Genomic DNA, 17,417 nt, shown 5'->3' on the forward strand with positions numbered 1-17,417 from the left:
AATTATGCCAGAACCTATCTTGGATATTTAATAACACAAAAGATAAGACATCCGCACTCATACGCTTGGCAAAATGGTATGAAAAAGTAAGACAGGCGACCTTTAAAAGCTTCAATACTATCGCCAGAACAATGTCAATACATTATATGAACATATTAAACTACTTTGATAATCGAAGTACTAATGCTTCAGCAGAATCATTCAACGCTAAAATAAAAGCATTCAGAGCACAATTTAGAGGGGTAAGGAACGTAGATTTTTTCCTATTTAGACTAACAACAATTTTTGCATAATCCTGAAATCCCACAACTTTTGGACTTGATCCATTTCTACAGCAAATTTTCAGTTACAAAACTACCTACATTTCAAACTTTTATTAATAAATACCTCTCGTTAGCCTTGTACTGGCAGCAGGTTTTTCTTTAATCGAATAAATTAGTTAGATAATTAAATTTTGTTTGATTATAAAGCCGAAATGTTAGAAGAACTTTCCTTTTAAAATTAAATAGAGTTATTTTTTGACAATATTATATTTTTTTTTTTTATGTTCGCTACCAAGTCTTACAGCCCCCAAGCTATAATTCTTTTTATTTTTTACTGTATTAAATTTCACACTAAAGTAGTGCGTGTAGTCAATATTTATTTGTTCTTTTGCTGTTGTCGAGAAAAGATATAAGTTGGCTTCATTCATACCCTTTAAAGTGGTTGTTGTTGCGAACTCTATTTAAATAAAAAGTTATATAATATGCACATTAAAAGTTCTTTATTGCTATTTGCAATGCTATTCATCGCAAATAGTTTTTATGCTCAAGTAGGCATTGGTACTACAAATCCTTCGCCTGCAGCCATGCTAGAGGTTAGTAGCCAATCTAATGGAATTGGCGATTACAAAGGATTTATGCCACCACGAGTGCCAAATATTGCAGCGCGTAACGCAATAGCTCCAGGAGTTGGTGATTACGGTCTTATGGTTTATGTTGCAGACAATGGCGCAGATGAGAGTTGTTTGCAATTGTGGGTTGGTGATGATTGGATTGATGTTAAATGCTACGCTCTAAATACACCACCTGTAGCTACCGATTTAGAGCTTGTAGGCACAACCAGTCCAGGTGAAACAGTTACTGCTAGTTTTTCATATAGTGACGCAGATGGCGATCTAGCTGGATCACACACATATAGATGGTATCTAGCAGATGATGACTCAGGAACTGGACAAACTACTGTTCAATCTGGAACAAGTAGTACTTTTGCGTTAACAGCAGCACACGAAAACAAATACATTGCTTTTGAGGTTACGCCAGTTGCATTAACAGGAGAGTCTCCTGGAGTTGCTGTAATGTCAGACTACAGAGGGCCAATTGTTGATGGACCTCCTCCAGCAAGTGATTTGTTTATATCAGAATACGTTGAGGGATCGGGTAATAATAAAGCTATAGAAATTGCAAACTTTACGGGAGGGGCAATATCTTTGGATGATTATGAGCTTGCTATATATTTTAATGGTGCTAGTTCGACGAGTACTACTATAAGCTTTACTAATGGCACCACTTTAAATCACGGTGATGTTTGGGTTGTAAAAAACCCTTCTGCTGGTTCAATTTCTACTTTTGATCAAACAGGTGCGTTGACTTTTAATGGAAATGATCCAGTTGCTTTACGAGAAGTTACTGGTAGCATAATTGTCGACGTAGTTGGAGAGATTGGAAACATTTCCAACTTTGCAGAGGATGAAACTCTCCGAAAAAAATCAGCAACAGGGCCTTCTATAGTATATGATTCTGCAGATTATGATAGATTTCCTCAGGACACCTTTGATGGTTTAGGAAGTCATACTTATTAAATAAAAAATGAAAAGCAAATTAAGTAATTGTTTTAAAATAATTTAATTTATGCAATTTAAAAACTGTTTAACTCTCTTTATTATATTGTTTTCTGCAAGCAGTGTTTTTGCTCAAGTAGGTATTGGTACTACCAATCCTTCTGCAGTTGCAAGGATGGAGGTAAGTAGCCAAACTAATGGCGTTGGTAGCTATAGAGGGTTTACATTACCACGGGTTCCAAATATAGCTGCACGAGATGCAATTGCTGCTACTCCAACAGATAATGGTTTGTTGGTGTATGTAGTGGATGAAGGATGTTTGCAAATGTGGAATGGTATTAAGTGGTTAAATGTTGCTTGCGACTCTGAAATAACTATTGGTTCGGCAACACAAAATTTTGAGATAATTCCAGCAAGTCCAAATTTGCCAATATATAATGATACAGGGAGTGGAGACTATACCACAGGCTTAGGCGATTTTCCTAATACTCCGTTGTATGTGAGTGGCGATCGAGGCTTTGGTGTTAGTAACGGAGCGGTAGAATTAGTATTAGGCCCAGTAGATATTTCAGGAGTTACAGATCTTACTTTTAAACTACGTTTGGCAGGATTTGCAAATTCACAGGTTACCAATGGGATGGATAGTACAGATACTGTAGTAATCTCTATTAGTACCACTGGGCCAGAAGGTACATTTACGCAAGAATTACTCATTAAAGGAGGAAGTGCTTTAGACTCCAATAATAACTGGGGATTTGATGCAACTAGATCTGTAACAACTTCGTATGACGGCGATGATTTGCCAACAGAGTTTGTTTCTGGCGGAGGAAATAATTTTTCTACTGGCGGTATATCTTACCTCGAAATAACCGGAATTCCAAACTCCACAAATCTAGCCATCAAAATTGAAATGCTTAACAACAAGGCTAACGAACTTTGGGTTATTGATGATGCTCAAATTATAGCTAATTAGTATTCGGAAATCATAATATAACTTAATTACTGATTCTAAAATTAAAAACCCAAAACGCGCTAAGTTTTGGGTTTTTTCTTTGGAATTTGCCATTTCGATTTCCCTCAGTATACCTTTTAGGAATTTTAATACCTCGTGGACTCTGCTTCGGGCTAGTTTTAGTATAGCATTATTCAGACAGAGTTCAAATCACACTCTCGCACAAGGCTGCTTACAACATCCGAAAGATAATTCACATTATCCGAATAGCTCTTTTCACCGTGCGCAAGAAGATTATATCTCCAATTTTAAATTCAAATTAATGCTGCGGCCTACGTTGTAAATGCCATCAGATTTAAATCGGGATAGGTGAGCGACGTATTTTTTGTCAGTTAAATTGGTGCCGTTTATTCCTGCTTTTAACAGTACCTTATTAATTTTAAAACTACTTTCTACACCGGCGCTCAATAAGGAATATCCTCCTGTGCGGGTTTCAAAGGTGCCGATGTTCTTTTGGTCGAAAGTGTTTTTAAGTGTAATAAATGCTGAACTTTGCTGTCTTGATTTTCCGTCTGCAAACTCTACTCTAAAGGTGTTTTGAAGCGAATTGGCGGGAATTAAAGGCAAGTAGTCATCGTTCTGTAATTGGCCAGTAACCGTTTCAAAACTACTTTCAAAATGTAGCCAGTCTAACGGATGTGGGTGTAAATGAAAACCTAATTCGCCTCCATAGAGTTTTGCATCGTCCTGTAAGTAATCATAAACTGGAGTGTCGTCAATTACCTCATTTGTGGGTGAAATAAAGATATAATCGCTAACGACATTGTAGAAACCATTTGCAAAAAATTCTACGTGTTCGTTGCGGTATTCTAAAGAAAGATCGGTCTGAAAATTATGTTCGTTTTTCAGGTTGTAATTTCCACGTTCGTATCGGTTTGTTCCTTCGTGAACTCCGTTAGAAGTAAGCTCTGCCAGATTTGGCGCTCGAAAGCCACTTGCAAAATTAAGTCGCACAGAGAATAATTGAGATACATCTACTTTTCCGCCTAAAGCAGCTGTAAAACTTGTAAAATTTTTGTTTAATGCTGGTATATAGTCAGCTTCGCCAAACTCTCTTGCGGCATCACTTTTAATTTTTCTGCTGTCATAGCGTATTCCCGCTTGAAGGTCTAGTTTATCTAAATGATAGTGTGTAGTTGCTAATAACCCAATATCAGTAGTGGTTGCATCTGGAATTAATATTTCTTCACCTTTGTTTTTGTTGTCTTGAAACATTCCTTGTAAGCCCACAATGGTTTCAAATTTTCCAAAATCGGGTAGATTGTATTTTAAGTCGTAATTAAAAGTGGTGAGTTGCATACGCAGTGCCGCCGTTGATGCATCATCTTCAAATTCGCGTCTGTCATTATATAAATACCCAGCTTTTAAATCGAAACTAGAGTTTTTTAGAAATAGCGTGTTGTCCATACTCAATATGTGATTGTCTATTTCCTGAAAAGGCAGTTCCAAGTCTTTTGAACGAGTCTGCGCTCCAATTTCCTCTGGAATACCAATGTTTGAGCGGTTGTAGTTATAGCGAACAGTGGTTTTAAATTTGTTTCCTAAGTATTGAACCCCTGTTTTAAAATCACTTTCATTAAATCGCGAATTTGTTACACTATAGTCGGCTCCAGTTTTATAGTCGCTAAACGATGAATAGGAACCACGCGCTAAGAATTTCAATTTTTCAGCGGATGTTTGTATCCCTAAATTTGTTGAGAATCCCGAAGTATTTGAAAAATAAGTACTGCTAACATCTCCGTGGCTTTCGCCGGAAGGTGCAAAATTTTCAGGGTTTAAATACAGTACGCCACCAAGTGCATCACTTCCATAAAGTAGGGAAGCGGGGCCTTTAATAACTTCTACGCTTTCAATACCTGCTTCATTTATGCCAAGACCGTGTTCGTCGCCAAACTGTTGGTTTTCTAACCTAATACCTTGAGTGTATGTTAAAACACGATTAGAGCTCAAGCCGCGGATTACGGGCTTTCCAATTCCTTGTCCTGTGCTAATTATATCAACCCCTGGAATGTTTTTTATGCCATCAGCCAAAGTTACAGCTCCAGACGAACTTAATTCTGCAGTTGAAACCCGTTCAACTCGCATCACATTTTCACTTTGGAGTTTGTGAAAAAGGGTAGAAAGTATAACTTCTTCCATTTCGACAGCACTTTCTTCCATTTCAATGTTTTCAGTAACTATCTGGTTACCTGAAAAATTGATTCGCTTTGAAATGGTGCCATAGCCAAGAGCTGAAAATACTACAGTATGATTTCCGTTGGGAATGTTGGTTAAGGTATAGTTGCCATCAAAATCGGCTACAGTTCCTTTTTCAATCTGAGGAATATAAACAGTACCCATTATGGCGGTACCGTGTTGTTTTGAGGTTAGACTTCCTGTTAATGTGTTTTGGGCACTTGCTGCCATTCCCATAGAGAACAGTGCAAGCATTAGAAAAATATATTTCATGCTTTGTTGATTTAAAATTGAATGTTATTAAAAAGAATAGCGAGAAGAGATAAGAAATATAGCGTTAAAACAGCATTACGGTTTTACGAGTTTTTCTCGGTGTAAGCTATTTCTATTTTTCTGATATATAGTTCTACTAAAGAAAAGAAGCTATAGAATTTAGAGTGGGAATTAAGGTTGAATTCCGCTCATATTTTTATTCTATAATCTGTGTATGTACCAAAATCTTATCTCAAGCAGTGGTAGGTGGTCCTCTTAAGAAGAAATGAGGGGCATCAACAATTATTGCTGCTTGTTGATAATTGCTTTCGGTTTGAATATGCCCTTCCAAGACCGTAAACTCAGGAAGTTGCTGAGGCTTAAAGTCAAAAATTGAAAAGTGGAAATCGTATATGGAGCAATCTAATTGCTTTGTATGGATGTGCGTACTAAAATCGTGACAAACCTCATGCTCATGTCCTTCGAGGGCATGAATAGATTGGATGGCAATAGGAAATAAAAGGGCTAGCGAAAAAATCGCTGCAAAGAAAATCTTAAATGGTTTAGGTTTAATCACCCTTTTAAAATAATTGACTTAGTGAATGCCGTATGATTTAAATGTTTTACCACAATTTCACAAAACACACGAGTATATCCTTCATTCTTTGTCGCAAAAATATTCTAATAATTTCACGAATTACAAATATTTTCATTCAATTATAGATGTATTTTAACTTCAGATTTTGCACGATTACATGTAGATGCTTGAACTCTCAACCGTTAAGCTAAATTTTTCATTCAATTAAGGTTCTTCTTTTTTCAATAAAAATCCTAATTTCATCGATCGAAGCATCTTTTTTTCAAACCACCAGAAAAATTCAAACTGACCAAAAACCCATCCAAAAAACACGAGAAGTACTTGATAAACAGGGAATATAATCAAGATTCTAAATGGCCAATAAACGTACCAACCCATTTCTTTTGTTATCTGAAAAAAGTCGGTTACCGGTGCTGCTAGTTTTGCAGCTGAGCTGCCGGTAATGGCAAATACCAAAAAAACAATAAATAGTTGTCCGTTAGATTTAAGATTCCAACGCTCTTTAAGCTTTTTCAATTTCTTCCTCCTGTTAAACGTTGTTTGTATTTATCCTGAAAATACATGAAATAATTGTAGAGCAAATAATTTACTTCGTATCCGTAATCTACTGTAACATCATAATTTATTTGCTCAGGGTATAGGTTGTTGGAATGTCGAGTTGGCTGCAGCACACGGTTGTTAAAATCTGAAACGAACATTCGGTTTTTTGTTTCCAAATAAGATTGTCCATAATGTCCACGTGGTGGTTGCCCCAAGAGCCAAGAGTTAAACCCAGGTTCTATAATGATAATTTCATACTCCAAATTGTCGTTTGCAATACGAATGGTGTCACCGTTAGTAGCTGCAGGGTCTGAGTTGTCTTTTATTCCAGTATTTCCCGATCCACAACTTAAGATTGTAAGTGAAAGTCCTAATAACAGTAGAAAAGTTTTCATATAAATGAATTTTAGCAAAGTTAACAAAAGTAAGCTGAAGTAATCGGACTTTAACCTTACATTGTCCAGAAGCTTATCAATTCAATATTCAACTTTACTTCTTGTTGAATATTTTTATGATTTGTTCTGCCAGTTCCAGTCCAATTCTGTCTTGCGCCTCCAATGTGCTAGCACCAATATGAGGGCTTAATGAAACGGATTCGTTCATTAATACTTGGACGGAAGGTGAGGGTTCGCCTTCAAAAACATCTAAAGCGGCAAACGAAACTTTTCCACTTTCAATAGCCTCTAATAAAGCAACTTCGTGTAAAACGCCGCCTCGGGCCGCATTTATAATACCTACGCCGTCTTTCATTTTAGAAATTTCATCTTTTCCAATTAAATAACCTGACTGAGCGGGTACATGCAAGCTAATAAAATCACTTTCCTTTATTAATTTCTCGATAGGTTCGGTTCTAATTTCTAAAGTAACACTTTGGCCATCGAAAAAGCTAAGTTTTATATCAGCTTTTCCAGAATTGCTGTCGCTAGCTACTACTTTCATTCCGCACCCTAAAGCTATTTTTGCTACTTCGCGCCCAATTTTTCCAAAGCCAATAATACCGAGGGCTTTTCCTCTAAGTTCTTTTCCGGCGCTGTATCTTTTTTTCAAATCCTTAAAGCGAGAGTCGCCTTCTAAAGGCATATTGCGGTTAGAATCGTGCAAAAATCGCACACCACTAAATAAATGTGCAAAGACAAGTTCGGCAACAGAACCTGAAGCAGCAGCTGGTGTGTTTATTACTTCAACACCATTTTTTAAAGCATAATCTACATCTATGTTATCCATACCAACACCCCCGCGCCCAATAACCTTGAGCGTAGGACAGTTGTCGATAATGTCCTTGCGAACTTTTGTGGCGCTGCGAACTAAAAGCGCATTTACTTTATGCTCATTAATGTAATTTTGAAGCTGCTCTTGTGCTACATGCACGTTTCTAACTTCAAAACCCGCTTCTTCCATTGCTTTGATTCCGCCTTTTGAAATTCCGTCGTTTACTAAAATCGTCATAAGCTTTGTGTATCGATGTTTCCTCGATTTATTCTTTTGGGTGAATTAAATAGTTGTTCTGTTGTGAGCTTTTACTTCAAATTGAATTACTTCAAAGAAATCTATTTCTTCGGAATGTTTTTCAATATCTCGATTACAAAATCCCAATATTTTTGAGCGGAAGAAATACTTGCACGTTCATCTGGTGAGTGCGCTCCTTTAATGGTTGGTCCAAAAGAAATCATATCCATTCCAGGATAGTTCTGACCTAGAATACCACACTCCAATCCAGCGTGACAAGCTGCTACATTGGCTTTTTCGCCGTTTATTTCTTGATAAAGACTATCTAAAACTTTCAGAATGGCACTGTCCATATTAGGTGCCCAACCTGGATAATCTCCAGCTAATTTTGCTTTGTAACCTGCGAGTTCAAAAATTGAAGTTAAAGAGTTTGCTAAATCATTTTTAGAAGATTCTACAGAGCTTCGAGTTAAACATTCTATTTTAATATGCCCATCAGCCACTGAAACCTTGGCGATATTGTTAGAAGTTTCAACCAAATCCTCGATATCTGGACTCATTCTGTAAACTCCGTTATGCGCGGCATTCATCACATTTAAAAAACTGTTCTGTCCTTCTTCAGACATTACTGTTTCTAAATCTTCATTTAATTTTTTAGCCGTAATAGTCAGATTCGTCTCTAACGATTTGTATTCAGTTAAAATATCGTTCTTTATTTTTTCAAATTCTGAAAGAAATTCCGCTTCAGGAGTAACGGCTACTTTCGCTACACTCTCTCTTGGAATTGCATTGCGAAGGCTTCCACCTTCAAGCTTTGCAAGTCGCATAAAATCTTTTGTCGCGAACAACACGCGGTTCATCATCTTGTTTGCATTTCCCAGCCCTTTAACGATGTCCATACCACTATGACCTCCGTTCAAGCCAGTAACTTGAATTGAATAGCTTGTCGCGTTTTTAGGAGCATCGACTTCACTATAGCATCCGTCTGCAGTAACATCAACTCCGCCAGCGCAACCTACGCCAATTTCGTCGTCTTCTTCAGTGTCCAAATTTAAAAGGATGTCACCTTTCAGCAAACCGCCCTTTAGACCTTTAGCACCTGTCATTCCTGTTTCTTCATCAATTGTGAAAAGTGCTTCTATCGCAGGGTGTTCAATGGTATCACTTTCAAGAATCGCCATAATTGTGGCGACTCCTAATCCGTTATCGGCGCCCAAAGTTGTTCCTTTGGCTCTAACCCAATCGCCATCTACGTACATTTCAATTCCTTGTTTATCGAAATCGAATTCAGTATCGTTGTTTTTTTGGTGTACCATATCCAAATGACTTTGAAGAACGATCATTTTTCGGTCTTCCATGCCTTTTGTCGCGTTTTTCCGAATAATTACATTTCCTACTTCATCTTCAATAGTTTCCAAGTTGAGGCTCTTTCCGAAATCCTTCATAAACGCAATAACACGCTCTTCTTTTTTAGAAGGTCGAGGTACAGCATTTAAATCTGCAAATTTATTCCAAAGTGCTTTGGGCTCTAAGTTTCTTATTTCTTCGTTCATAGTCTGTATTTAATTATGTCGTATATAATTGGCTCACCGCGAATACACGAATTTATTTAAAGCCTAAAGATCTTTGAGACCTGTCAGGTTTCGCGGCGAAAGCATTTCTTATAATTCGTGCATTTGTGGCGTAGCTTTTCCGCAAAATTACTTTTTTTAGACCGCTATAAAAATTATGTAGGGAAAGATTTCCTTCGTAAGTTTGGATTATGCAAAGACGAACCGCGCTTATCCTATCGCTACTGCTGCCAGTCCAGATAATTTTCTTGCAAATCCTAAAAAAATTCCCTGGATTCGTTGAAAAATATTATAGTTTGGGGTTTTATCCAATCCTCTCCAAAGTGTCGCGATATCTTTTTGGGTGGATTCCATTTTCTGTTGGCGATGTTTTTTATGTTTTAATCGGACTAATGGCCGTTCGATGGTTATATAAAAACATACGCAGATTGCGATTTGAACCACATTGGTTTTTTGTCGACATTGCGGCTACCGTTTCGATAGTTTATTTGGTGTTTCACTTACTTTGGGGTTTTAACTATTATAGGCTTCCGCTGCACCAATCTTTACAATTGGAGAGTGAATATACCTATGAGGAACTGCTCGTAACTACTAAGCGCTTCATCGAAAAAAGCAATGCAATGCACCGTGAATTGGGTTATGCCGACAGCGTGAAAATAGATCTGCCTTATTCACAAACTGAACTCTTTGAAAAATCATTAAACGGGTATCAAAATTTGGAAAAGGAATATCCGCAATTGGCATATTCACCACGGAGTATTAAAAAGAGTGGATGGAGCAAGGGGCTTTCCTATATGGGGTACAGCGGTTATTTGAACCCTTTTTCAGGGGAAGCGCAGGTGAATAATCTCGTGAAAACGTATAAATTTCCTGTGGTTGCCTGTCACGAAGAAGCGCATCAAATTGGTTTTGCAGCCGAAAACGAAGCCAATTTTATTGCTACTTTGGCCACGCTTCATAACGACGATCCTTATATTCAATATGCAGGTTATATTTTCACTTTACGATATCTCATCAACGATGTTGCTCGAAATGACGAATGCCAATACTACGAACTCGTGGAAACCATCAATCCTGGAATAATGGCCAGTTATAAGGAAATGCGCGATTTCTGGGCAAATTTCCAAAACCCATTTGAAACTATGTCAAAGGCTTTTTGGGATAGTTTTCTAAAAGCCAACAATCAAAGTCGAGGGATTTTGAGCTACAATTATATGGTGGCGCTTGTTGTAAATTATTATGGAGACCAGGCGTTGTGAATTGAAACCCTGAAAATGCGGGGTAGAGGATTCAGCAATTTTCATTATTAATCATATCGCTATATTTGAAGTAGAAATGTAGCAGGGAAAATTTTGAAAAACTATTTGCTTTGTATTTTAAAATTCGCAAATTCCAATCGTTAATCGTAAATCATTTTGTTTCACCACATCCATCCATATCCACCTTATATTCCTGAAACGGCGACAAAGTTAATTGTAGGCACGCTGCCGCCACCGCGATTTACAACTGGGGAATTGAAAGAAGGCGATGTTGATTTTTGTTACGGTAGTCGCGATGGGCAGTTATGGCCAATATTGGATAAGATTTTCGATCTAAATTTAAAGTTTGAAACTACAGCCGAAGCCATTTTTCAACGCGAACATTTTCTTTTTGAAAGAGGGATTGGGGTTTGTGATATGGTGGCTTCAGCGAGACGTGATAAAGTAGATGCTTCCGACATAGGAATGTTGGAGGTAGAACTGCGCGATTTGGTTGCTATTCTTCAACAACATCCAAAAATTGATACCCTGCTTTTTACAGGTGGTAACAGTAAAAATGGCCCGGAATACTTCTTCCGAAGAAAGCTGAAGGAGTATAATATCTCCTTGAAAGTTGTTTCAAATAAAGTACCCCGTATCCATATCTTTCAAATGCCGGACAACGGGCGAATCGTTAAAACCGTTTCCTTGATTGCACCTTCTGGAGCGGCAAATAGGGCAGTGGGAAGTCTTGATGCATATAAAAGGATGAAAGCCGAAAATCCAAAGTTTACAACCATAGACTTTAGAGTTGCGCAATACAAACCATTTTTTTTAGAGTAAATACTGTAATGTTATATACAGAACCACCAATTTACCCTTTCTCATTTCATCGAAAAGTGGTTTGTTCGAGTGTTCTTTGTAAGTGATTCAAGCCTTGTTCGAAAATAGCCACATTTTTTCGAAAGTCGTTCGAACAAGACTCGAACAAGACTCGAACAAGACTCGAAGGAGACTCGAACAAACCTCTTATAAAGAATTTGCTCAAAAACAGGGTTTTTTGATGTAGGTCAGGTGATTTTAAGTGAGAAAAATTGGGGGGTTTGAGTTGTTCGTTTTAAAGTTATAACAATGCTATTTATTGCCTGAATTACAGTGTTATTTTGATAAAATAAGGAATCCCGTAAATATTTGTGGGAAGATTGGGTTATATTTGGATATATAATTAAAAATATGCTGATATTTGGGATGTATATGCCATGAATTTATTGGAAAGGGCGTGTATAACCTTGTTGGTGGTAATGTAAAATGACACAAGAAATCGAATTCAAAATATTTACTAAAAACAAAGGTTTTAGATTATCAGTGAATATTGTCGTTTATTCCCTGTTTTTTATTGGTATAGGAATCGCATATTTAGCCGGAGAATATCTTGACAATAGCACAATTGAAAATCTTGGTCAGGGAGTTGGAATTTTAGCTTGTATGTTAATGATATATTTTAAAATCACACAAGCGTCAAAACGAAAACCACTTAATGGAAATCTAAACAATAAATTGAGGTTCAGAACCCGTGAAATCATAATTGATGACATAAGGATCGAACTAAATGAAATTAAGAAAATTGAATTTTATATAGGTGATTATTTTGATAAATGGGAATCCCAAGCGCCAGGAGACTTTGCTCCAGGAAGAACAAATGGAACATCTAACATATGTGAGTTAACACTAACCAACGGTCATAAAACTAAAGTGAATTTTCAACTAATGTTTGAGAATGAATTCCTGAAAATGAGAGAACTATTACTACAATATTACTCTGAAAATAAGATTCATTTTTTAAAATTAATTGAATATTTGGGAATTGATAAATACGAAGAAATACAAGAATTCAAAAATACACTACCACCAACATTAGTAACCGTTGCACAACCCTTTAATTTTGTGAAATTTGATCCCATATAAACCGTTTTAAGCGGGTTTGTTTTTTCATCACACTAGAGAAGAGTCTATATTTGAGTGCCGTAAAATCCACGATATAGATTTCTGGAAGGGGGTTTTTATAGAAAACGATGAAGCAAGACTTCCCGCCCCACTTTTCGTCCGTTTTTGGACAAACTTGAGATACTTTTTAAGATTGTAAGCCATTGCCGAGAGGTGCATGCACTTGTTTGCCTGCGCCAGTCCAATTGTATTTACTTTTCCCAGCCCCATAAACTGTGTGAGTGTCCCGAAGACTGGCTCTACCGTGCTCTGTCGTTTGGCTTTCATATACCTGCCCTTGGGACTATTGACCCGAGCTATGTTCCGTTCATATTCCTCCCGGTATGCCGTAATATTGATTCGTTTTTCGTGGGAATTCCCGATACACTGGGTCTTAATGGGACAGCCTTTGCAATCGCTCCTTCTGGTAAAATAGTTGTCCTTGAGCGTGCCTTTTTCGAGCTTTTTCTTGCGGAAAGTTACCTTCTTCCCTTGTGGACACAGCCAGTAATTTCCATCTTCGATATAGTCAAAACCTTTCGGCCCGCCTTTATAGGTTCCGTGGGGCGGAATAAAGCTCTTGATTCTCTGTCTTTCAAGGAATGCATAGTTATCTCCGCTACTGTAACCCGTGTCGGCCACACAGTTTTCCCACACGAGACCTTCTCTCCATAATCGACCTTTTAACCGCTGTACAATATCCTGCAGCTGTTGATTGTCCTTTCCATCGGCATGGTAGGCTTTGATATCGCTGATTACGTGGTGAGCAGTGTCTACGCTGAGTTGGCTCAAATAGTTAAGTTTTCTTGCCTTGCCTGGTTTTACGCTAATACGCGCGTCGGGATCGGTGGAGCTGTAGTGGGTCTTGTTGCTGGTATATTTGCTGCCCTTGTTGCCTGCTCCGGGACGTTGGTCTTGATCCTTGGCCCATTTTTTATTGCGGCTCTTTATTTCCTGCAACTCGGTACTGCTGGCCGATATGTGTTGTTGGTCGTTGGCTGCCTTGTTGGTCTTTGCCTGGCGCAGGGGTTTCTCCTTGTCCGAAGCACTGATATGGCGAAGCTTGCGAAGGTGTGCCTCCAACTCTTCTTCCGGAACTTTCAATTCCAGACTGTCCATAGAAGCATTGGACTTCACCGGAGCGCTGTCCACCGCCTGCGTATGGCCGCTGACCATTCCAGCTTCCACGCAAAGCTTAAAAACATTACTGAATACGGTCTCGAAAACATCCTCCGGGAACAGCTGCCGCGTGCGACTGATGGTAGAGTGCCAAGGCAGCTCTTCGTCGATGTCGTAGCCCAAAAAGAACAGGATGTCCAGACGCATGGCGTAATGCTCAATGAGCTTGCGGTCGCTGGTGAGGTTCTCCAAATACCCAACAAGACAGAATTTAAAAAACACGATGGGATCGATGCTCTTCTGACCGCTGTCGCCATAAAAACCCTTGGTAAGAGCATATAGATAATTTAGGTCCAGAACCGACCTGAGCCGTCGGTAAAAATTGTGCTCTGGAACACGCTCACTCAAACGAAAATCGTTGAAGAGCTTTTCTTGGTAGATCTTTTTTCCTTGCATGGCATGAAATTAAGGAAATTTCTTAACTTGTGCAACAGGCACATTAGCTATAAGCAATGCGGGATAAGTGCCGAACCGAAAAGCAGTTGTATATTTACGAAATCGCCAAAACTTCATTTTGGCAAACAGAAAAATAAGTAAAAAATAAAGTTTTGGCTTAGTACATAATCCGAAAATCAATTCATTTTTGGCGCACTGCTCATAGCCCAAACGTTGTACGCTATTTAAAACTAGCAAACTACATAACATCATCATATGGAATTATTAAAAATCTATAAATGCTTTATCTCATCACCAGGAGATTGTAAAGAAGAAAGAGAGATTTGTGAAGAAATTATTAAAGAAATTAATAATGGACTAGCAGAGTATTTAGGTATTAATTTTAAGCTATTTATGTGGGAGTATGATGTTTTACCTGATATGGGTAAAAATGGCCAAGAAATCATTGATGAATCTATCAAAAAATCCAATTATGATATTTTTATTGGAATAATGAAAAATCGATTCGGGCATCCTACTAAAAAAGCAGGAAGCGGAACTGAACACGAATTTAATGATGCATTAGAAAGAAAGAAAAAATCAAATAATAGTATCCCTAAAATCATATTCTTTTTTGGCAAAGATAATATTGATATCGACCATCCAGATATTGACAAAATTGTGGTACAAAGAAAACTGGTAAAGAAATTTAAATCAAATATACAAGACAAAGGACTATACGTTGATTTTGAGAATAAAAACGAATTTAAAAAGCAATTAAAAGAAAAACTAGAACTTTTTATTAAAGAAAATTCACCATTATCTAATCCAGATGAAAAAGCAGAAGAAGTTGACTTAATAATTGAAAATTTAAATCAAGATTTAGAAAACTCTTTAAAAACTTACAACGAGAAAAGTCCAATTTGGATTGAACCGATTATAAGCTCAAAGAGAGAAATTCCTAATAATCCAAATAAAAATTTAGAAAATAAAATAGAAATTAGTTCAATCATTGAAGAGCCAAAAGACATTATAATTAAAGCACCTACTGAATTTGGGCTTACTTCTTTGGCTCACTATTTAAAATTACAAGCCTGGAAAAAAGGAAAAACTTTTTTGTATTTAAATGCTAAGGATACAAAAAAACATAAAGTTATTAAGGATTTAAAAAAAGAGGCGAATGAATATTACAAAAAGGAAATTTTAGAAATTGACTGTATTATTCTCGATGCAGTTTGCTTCGAAGAACTAGGTATGATGCCTTTAATTAAAAACGTATGTAGCGAATTAACAGAAATACCAATAATAATACTAAATACTCTAGACAACAACTTTTTCCTTAAATCAGATGAAGATGATAAAGTTGAAATTAAACGCACTTTTACAAACTACTATCTGCTACCATTACCGAAAAATGAACTAAGGTCAGTTGTTAATTCTTATGCAAAGGATAAAGAATTAATTGACGACAACGATACGATTTTAGAAAAGGTAACTAAAGATTTAGAAACACTAAATCTTCATCGTACCGTAAAAAACTGTTTAAGTGTTTTACGTGCTTCATCAAGAATTGGTTCTGAATACTCACCAGTCAATAGAACAAAACTTTTAGAAACAATACTTTCCACAATCTTCGAAGATTATGAAATACCAACCTACTATGACAAAAAACCTGACATAAAGGATTGTAATTATGTTCTAGGGTATTTCTGTCAATATTTAGTTGAAAAGAATGATTTTGAATTTAACGAGTCGACATTTAAAACTGTACTAAAGAGTTTCTGTGAGCAAAACTACATTGATTTAGACCTATCTTATCTGTTAAACCTTTTAATTGATAATTCCATCCTTACGCATAACAAATTCACTCAAACCATATATTTCAGAAACTCTTATTGGGTATTTTACTTTATTGCTCAAAGAATGAAAATGAATAAAGAATTTTTAGAAAGTATTTATTCTCAAAAAAAGTATGTTGACTATCCAGAAATAATAGAATTTTACACAGGTATTGATAGAAATAGAGAGGATGCTATAAAAATTTTAAATAAGGATATATGTGAGACTTTAAAGATAGTGAAGGCAAAAGTCAATATTCCAGACACTATAAACCCTTACAAATCTATTTCTTGGAAACCAGAGATTGAAAGTCTTGAAAGAGAAGAAAAAAAAATAGGAGAAGATGTAGTTTCGTCAGGTCTACCTGATGAAGTAAAAGATAAATACAGTGATAAATATTATGACCAAATAAAACCATATCATCAGGTTATTAATACTGTTCTTAGAGATTATTCGTTTCTAGTACTTATGCGACAAATTTCTGCCTCTTCACGAGCTCTAAGAAATAGCGATTTTGTTGACCATAAAATAAGAACTGAGCTATTAAACAATATTACAGTAGCTTGGCTCGAAATGAACAAATTATTGATTGCCTTATCGCCTATCCTTGGTGATAAAGGAAGTGCTAGTTTTGAAGGTGCAAAATTCCACTTGGTGGAGGAAGACTTTAATAAATTTAATTCCGTCGAAGAAAGAAGAAAAGCTGTTTTGTTAGCAATACCTAGCAATATTGTGAAATTCTTCAAAGATGACTTGTTTTCGACAAAAATGGGTCCATTATTAATTAAAAAAGCTGAAAATGAATCTAATAGCTTAATCAAACACGAACTTATGCTTCTTTTAACAGCAGAAAGGCCAAAACATTGGAATAAAGTAATTGATAATTACATAATTAATTTAGATAAAAACTCATTCTATTTATCAGATGTTTTATCTGTTTTAAATTACAATATTGATTTTAGTGCAACGGAATTGGGGGATAAAAGAATACTAAATTTATTGGCTAGAAAATGTCGTGCTAAGCATTTATACCAAAAGAAAAATCCTGACTTGGGGTTAATTAATAAAATGAAATAAAAACGTCTTACAACAAAGACCTTCGCTATAAAACAAGTCCTTCACCACAGCTCTCCTTAAGTTTGATTTATATTAAATCAAACTTAAGAAGTATATAAGCGATGCTTGGATTGGTCCTCACTTAGAATCCCCCTAGATATCCAGACCGGATTTCCCAAAGCTAGTTTCTACTTGAAGCGGTTCATGCAAAACACACCACAGCGTAAGGCTTATCGGCAACTCAGCATTCTTTCATTCCGTATTCAATAATTACGTTTTGTTACTCATAACCAAATGTTCTTATAAAACCCTTTTATGACACCTACGTTGTTTG

General features: G+C 36.6%; 14 protein-coding genes. 7 read left to right on the forward strand and 7 right to left on the reverse strand.

The annotated features are described in order from the left end of the window. The 3 genes from BLW28_RS14105 to BLW28_RS14120 all read left to right on the forward strand — a co-directional run. Window positions 1–293 (forward strand): transposase (locus BLW28_RS14105; protein WP_143036900.1); only part of this gene is annotated, 293 nt, incomplete at its 5' end. 452 nt (window positions 294–745) lie between these two features. Beyond that, window positions 746–1,840 (forward strand): lamin tail domain-containing protein, encoded by a 1,095-nt coding sequence (locus BLW28_RS14115; RefSeq protein ID WP_073221539.1) that lies wholly within the window; start codon window positions 746–748, stop codon window positions 1,838–1,840. A gap of 49 nt (window positions 1,841–1,889) precedes the next feature. Further along, window positions 1,890–2,792 carry a hypothetical protein gene (locus BLW28_RS14120; protein ID WP_073221535.1) on the forward strand — a complete coding sequence of 301 codons (903 nt, stop codon included), beginning with the start codon at window positions 1,890–1,892 and terminating at the stop codon, window positions 2,790–2,792. Window positions 2,793–3,065: 273 nt separating this feature from the next. Here the strand turns inward: BLW28_RS14120 and BLW28_RS14125 are convergent, their stop codons facing one another. The 6 genes from BLW28_RS14125 to BLW28_RS14150 form a co-directional block, all read right to left on the reverse strand. After that, window positions 3,066–5,279 carry a TonB-dependent receptor gene (locus BLW28_RS14125; RefSeq protein ID WP_073221533.1) on the reverse strand — a complete coding sequence of 738 codons (2,214 nt, stop codon included), beginning with the start codon at window positions 5,277–5,279 and terminating at the stop codon, window positions 3,066–3,068. Between the two features lie 232 nt (window positions 5,280–5,511). Beyond that, entirely contained in the window at window positions 5,512–5,835 is a 324-nt protein-coding gene (locus BLW28_RS14130) for a hypothetical protein (protein WP_073221529.1), read from the reverse strand. Window positions 5,836–6,060: 225 nt separating this feature from the next. Beyond that, window positions 6,061–6,372 (reverse strand): DUF6787 family protein, encoded by a 312-nt coding sequence (locus BLW28_RS14135; protein WP_073221526.1) that lies wholly within the window; start codon window positions 6,370–6,372, stop codon window positions 6,061–6,063. Beyond that, on the reverse strand, window positions 6,369–6,791 hold the full coding sequence (locus tag BLW28_RS14140) for a DUF6146 family protein (RefSeq protein WP_073221523.1): 423 nt from the start codon (window positions 6,789–6,791) through the stop codon (window positions 6,369–6,371). Before BLW28_RS14140 ends, BLW28_RS14135 begins: the two co-directional genes overlap by 4 nt. A 94-nt stretch (window positions 6,792–6,885) precedes the next feature. Further along, window positions 6,886–7,842, reverse strand: coding sequence for a D-2-hydroxyacid dehydrogenase (locus BLW28_RS14145; protein WP_073221520.1), 957 nt, complete (start codon window positions 7,840–7,842; stop codon window positions 6,886–6,888). A gap of 101 nt (window positions 7,843–7,943) precedes the next feature. Then, entirely contained in the window at window positions 7,944–9,395 is a 1,452-nt protein-coding gene (locus BLW28_RS14150) for an aminoacyl-histidine dipeptidase (protein WP_073221518.1), read from the reverse strand. Window positions 9,396–9,604: 209 nt separating this feature from the next. Between BLW28_RS14150 and BLW28_RS14155 the strand changes: the two genes are divergently transcribed. The 3 genes from BLW28_RS14155 (at window position 9,605) to BLW28_RS14165 (ending at window position 12,616) form a co-directional block, all read left to right on the forward strand. Continuing rightward, entirely contained in the window at window positions 9,605–10,672 is a 1,068-nt protein-coding gene (locus BLW28_RS14155) for a DUF3810 domain-containing protein (protein WP_073221516.1), read from the forward strand. Between the two features lie 156 nt (window positions 10,673–10,828). Continuing rightward, window positions 10,829–11,494: a uracil-DNA glycosylase family protein gene (locus tag BLW28_RS14160; protein ID WP_073221513.1), complete on the forward strand. Its 666-nt coding sequence runs from the start codon at window positions 10,829–10,831 to the stop codon at window positions 11,492–11,494. 465 nt (window positions 11,495–11,959) lie between these two features. After that, window positions 11,960–12,616: a hypothetical protein gene (locus BLW28_RS14165; protein WP_073221510.1), complete on the forward strand. Its 657-nt coding sequence runs from the start codon at window positions 11,960–11,962 to the stop codon at window positions 12,614–12,616. 27 nt (window positions 12,617–12,643) lie between these two features. Here the strand turns inward: BLW28_RS14165 and BLW28_RS14170 are convergent, their stop codons facing one another. Next, window positions 12,644–14,209: an IS1182 family transposase gene (locus tag BLW28_RS14170; protein ID WP_073221507.1), complete on the reverse strand. Its 1,566-nt coding sequence runs from the start codon at window positions 14,207–14,209 to the stop codon at window positions 12,644–12,646. Between the two features lie 255 nt (window positions 14,210–14,464). Between BLW28_RS14170 and BLW28_RS14180 the strand changes: the two genes are divergently transcribed. After that, window positions 14,465–17,104, forward strand: a complete 2,640-nt coding sequence (locus BLW28_RS14180) for a DUF4062 domain-containing protein (protein ID WP_073221501.1) — start codon at window positions 14,465–14,467, stop codon at window positions 17,102–17,104. Window positions 17,105–17,417 lie beyond the last annotated feature (313 nt).

Source organism: Aequorivita viscosa, assembly GCF_900106795.1.
Classification (GTDB): domain Bacteria; phylum Bacteroidota; class Bacteroidia; order Flavobacteriales; family Flavobacteriaceae; genus Aequorivita; species Aequorivita viscosa.

What these genes read in the sequence shown, in the direction of transcription:
- BLW28_RS14145 (WP_073221520.1), bottom strand. Translation starts at nt 7,842, where the DNA reads ATGACGATTTTAGTAAACGACGGAATTTCAAAAGGCGGAATCAAAGCA.
- BLW28_RS14155 (WP_073221516.1), top strand. Translation starts at nt 9,605, where the DNA reads ATGCAAAGACGAACCGCGCTTATCCTATCGCTACTGCTGCCAGTCCAG.
- BLW28_RS14165 (WP_073221510.1), top strand. Translation starts at nt 11,960, where the DNA reads ATGACACAAGAAATCGAATTCAAAATATTTACTAAAAACAAAGGTTTT.
- BLW28_RS14120 (WP_073221535.1), top strand. Translation starts at nt 1,890, where the DNA reads ATGCAATTTAAAAACTGTTTAACTCTCTTTATTATATTGTTTTCTGCA.
- BLW28_RS14125 (WP_073221533.1), bottom strand. Translation starts at nt 5,279, where the DNA reads ATGAAATATATTTTTCTAATGCTTGCACTGTTCTCTATGGGAATGGCA.
- BLW28_RS14180 (WP_073221501.1), top strand. Translation starts at nt 14,465, where the DNA reads ATGGAATTATTAAAAATCTATAAATGCTTTATCTCATCACCAGGAGAT.
- BLW28_RS14140 (WP_073221523.1), bottom strand. Translation starts at nt 6,791, where the DNA reads ATGAAAACTTTTCTACTGTTATTAGGACTTTCACTTACAATCTTAAGT.
- BLW28_RS14170 (WP_073221507.1), bottom strand. Translation starts at nt 14,209, where the DNA reads ATGCAAGGAAAAAAGATCTACCAAGAAAAGCTCTTCAACGATTTTCGT.
- BLW28_RS14115 (WP_073221539.1), top strand. Translation starts at nt 746, where the DNA reads ATGCACATTAAAAGTTCTTTATTGCTATTTGCAATGCTATTCATCGCA.
- BLW28_RS14150 (WP_073221518.1), bottom strand. Translation starts at nt 9,395, where the DNA reads ATGAACGAAGAAATAAGAAACTTAGAGCCCAAAGCACTTTGGAATAAA.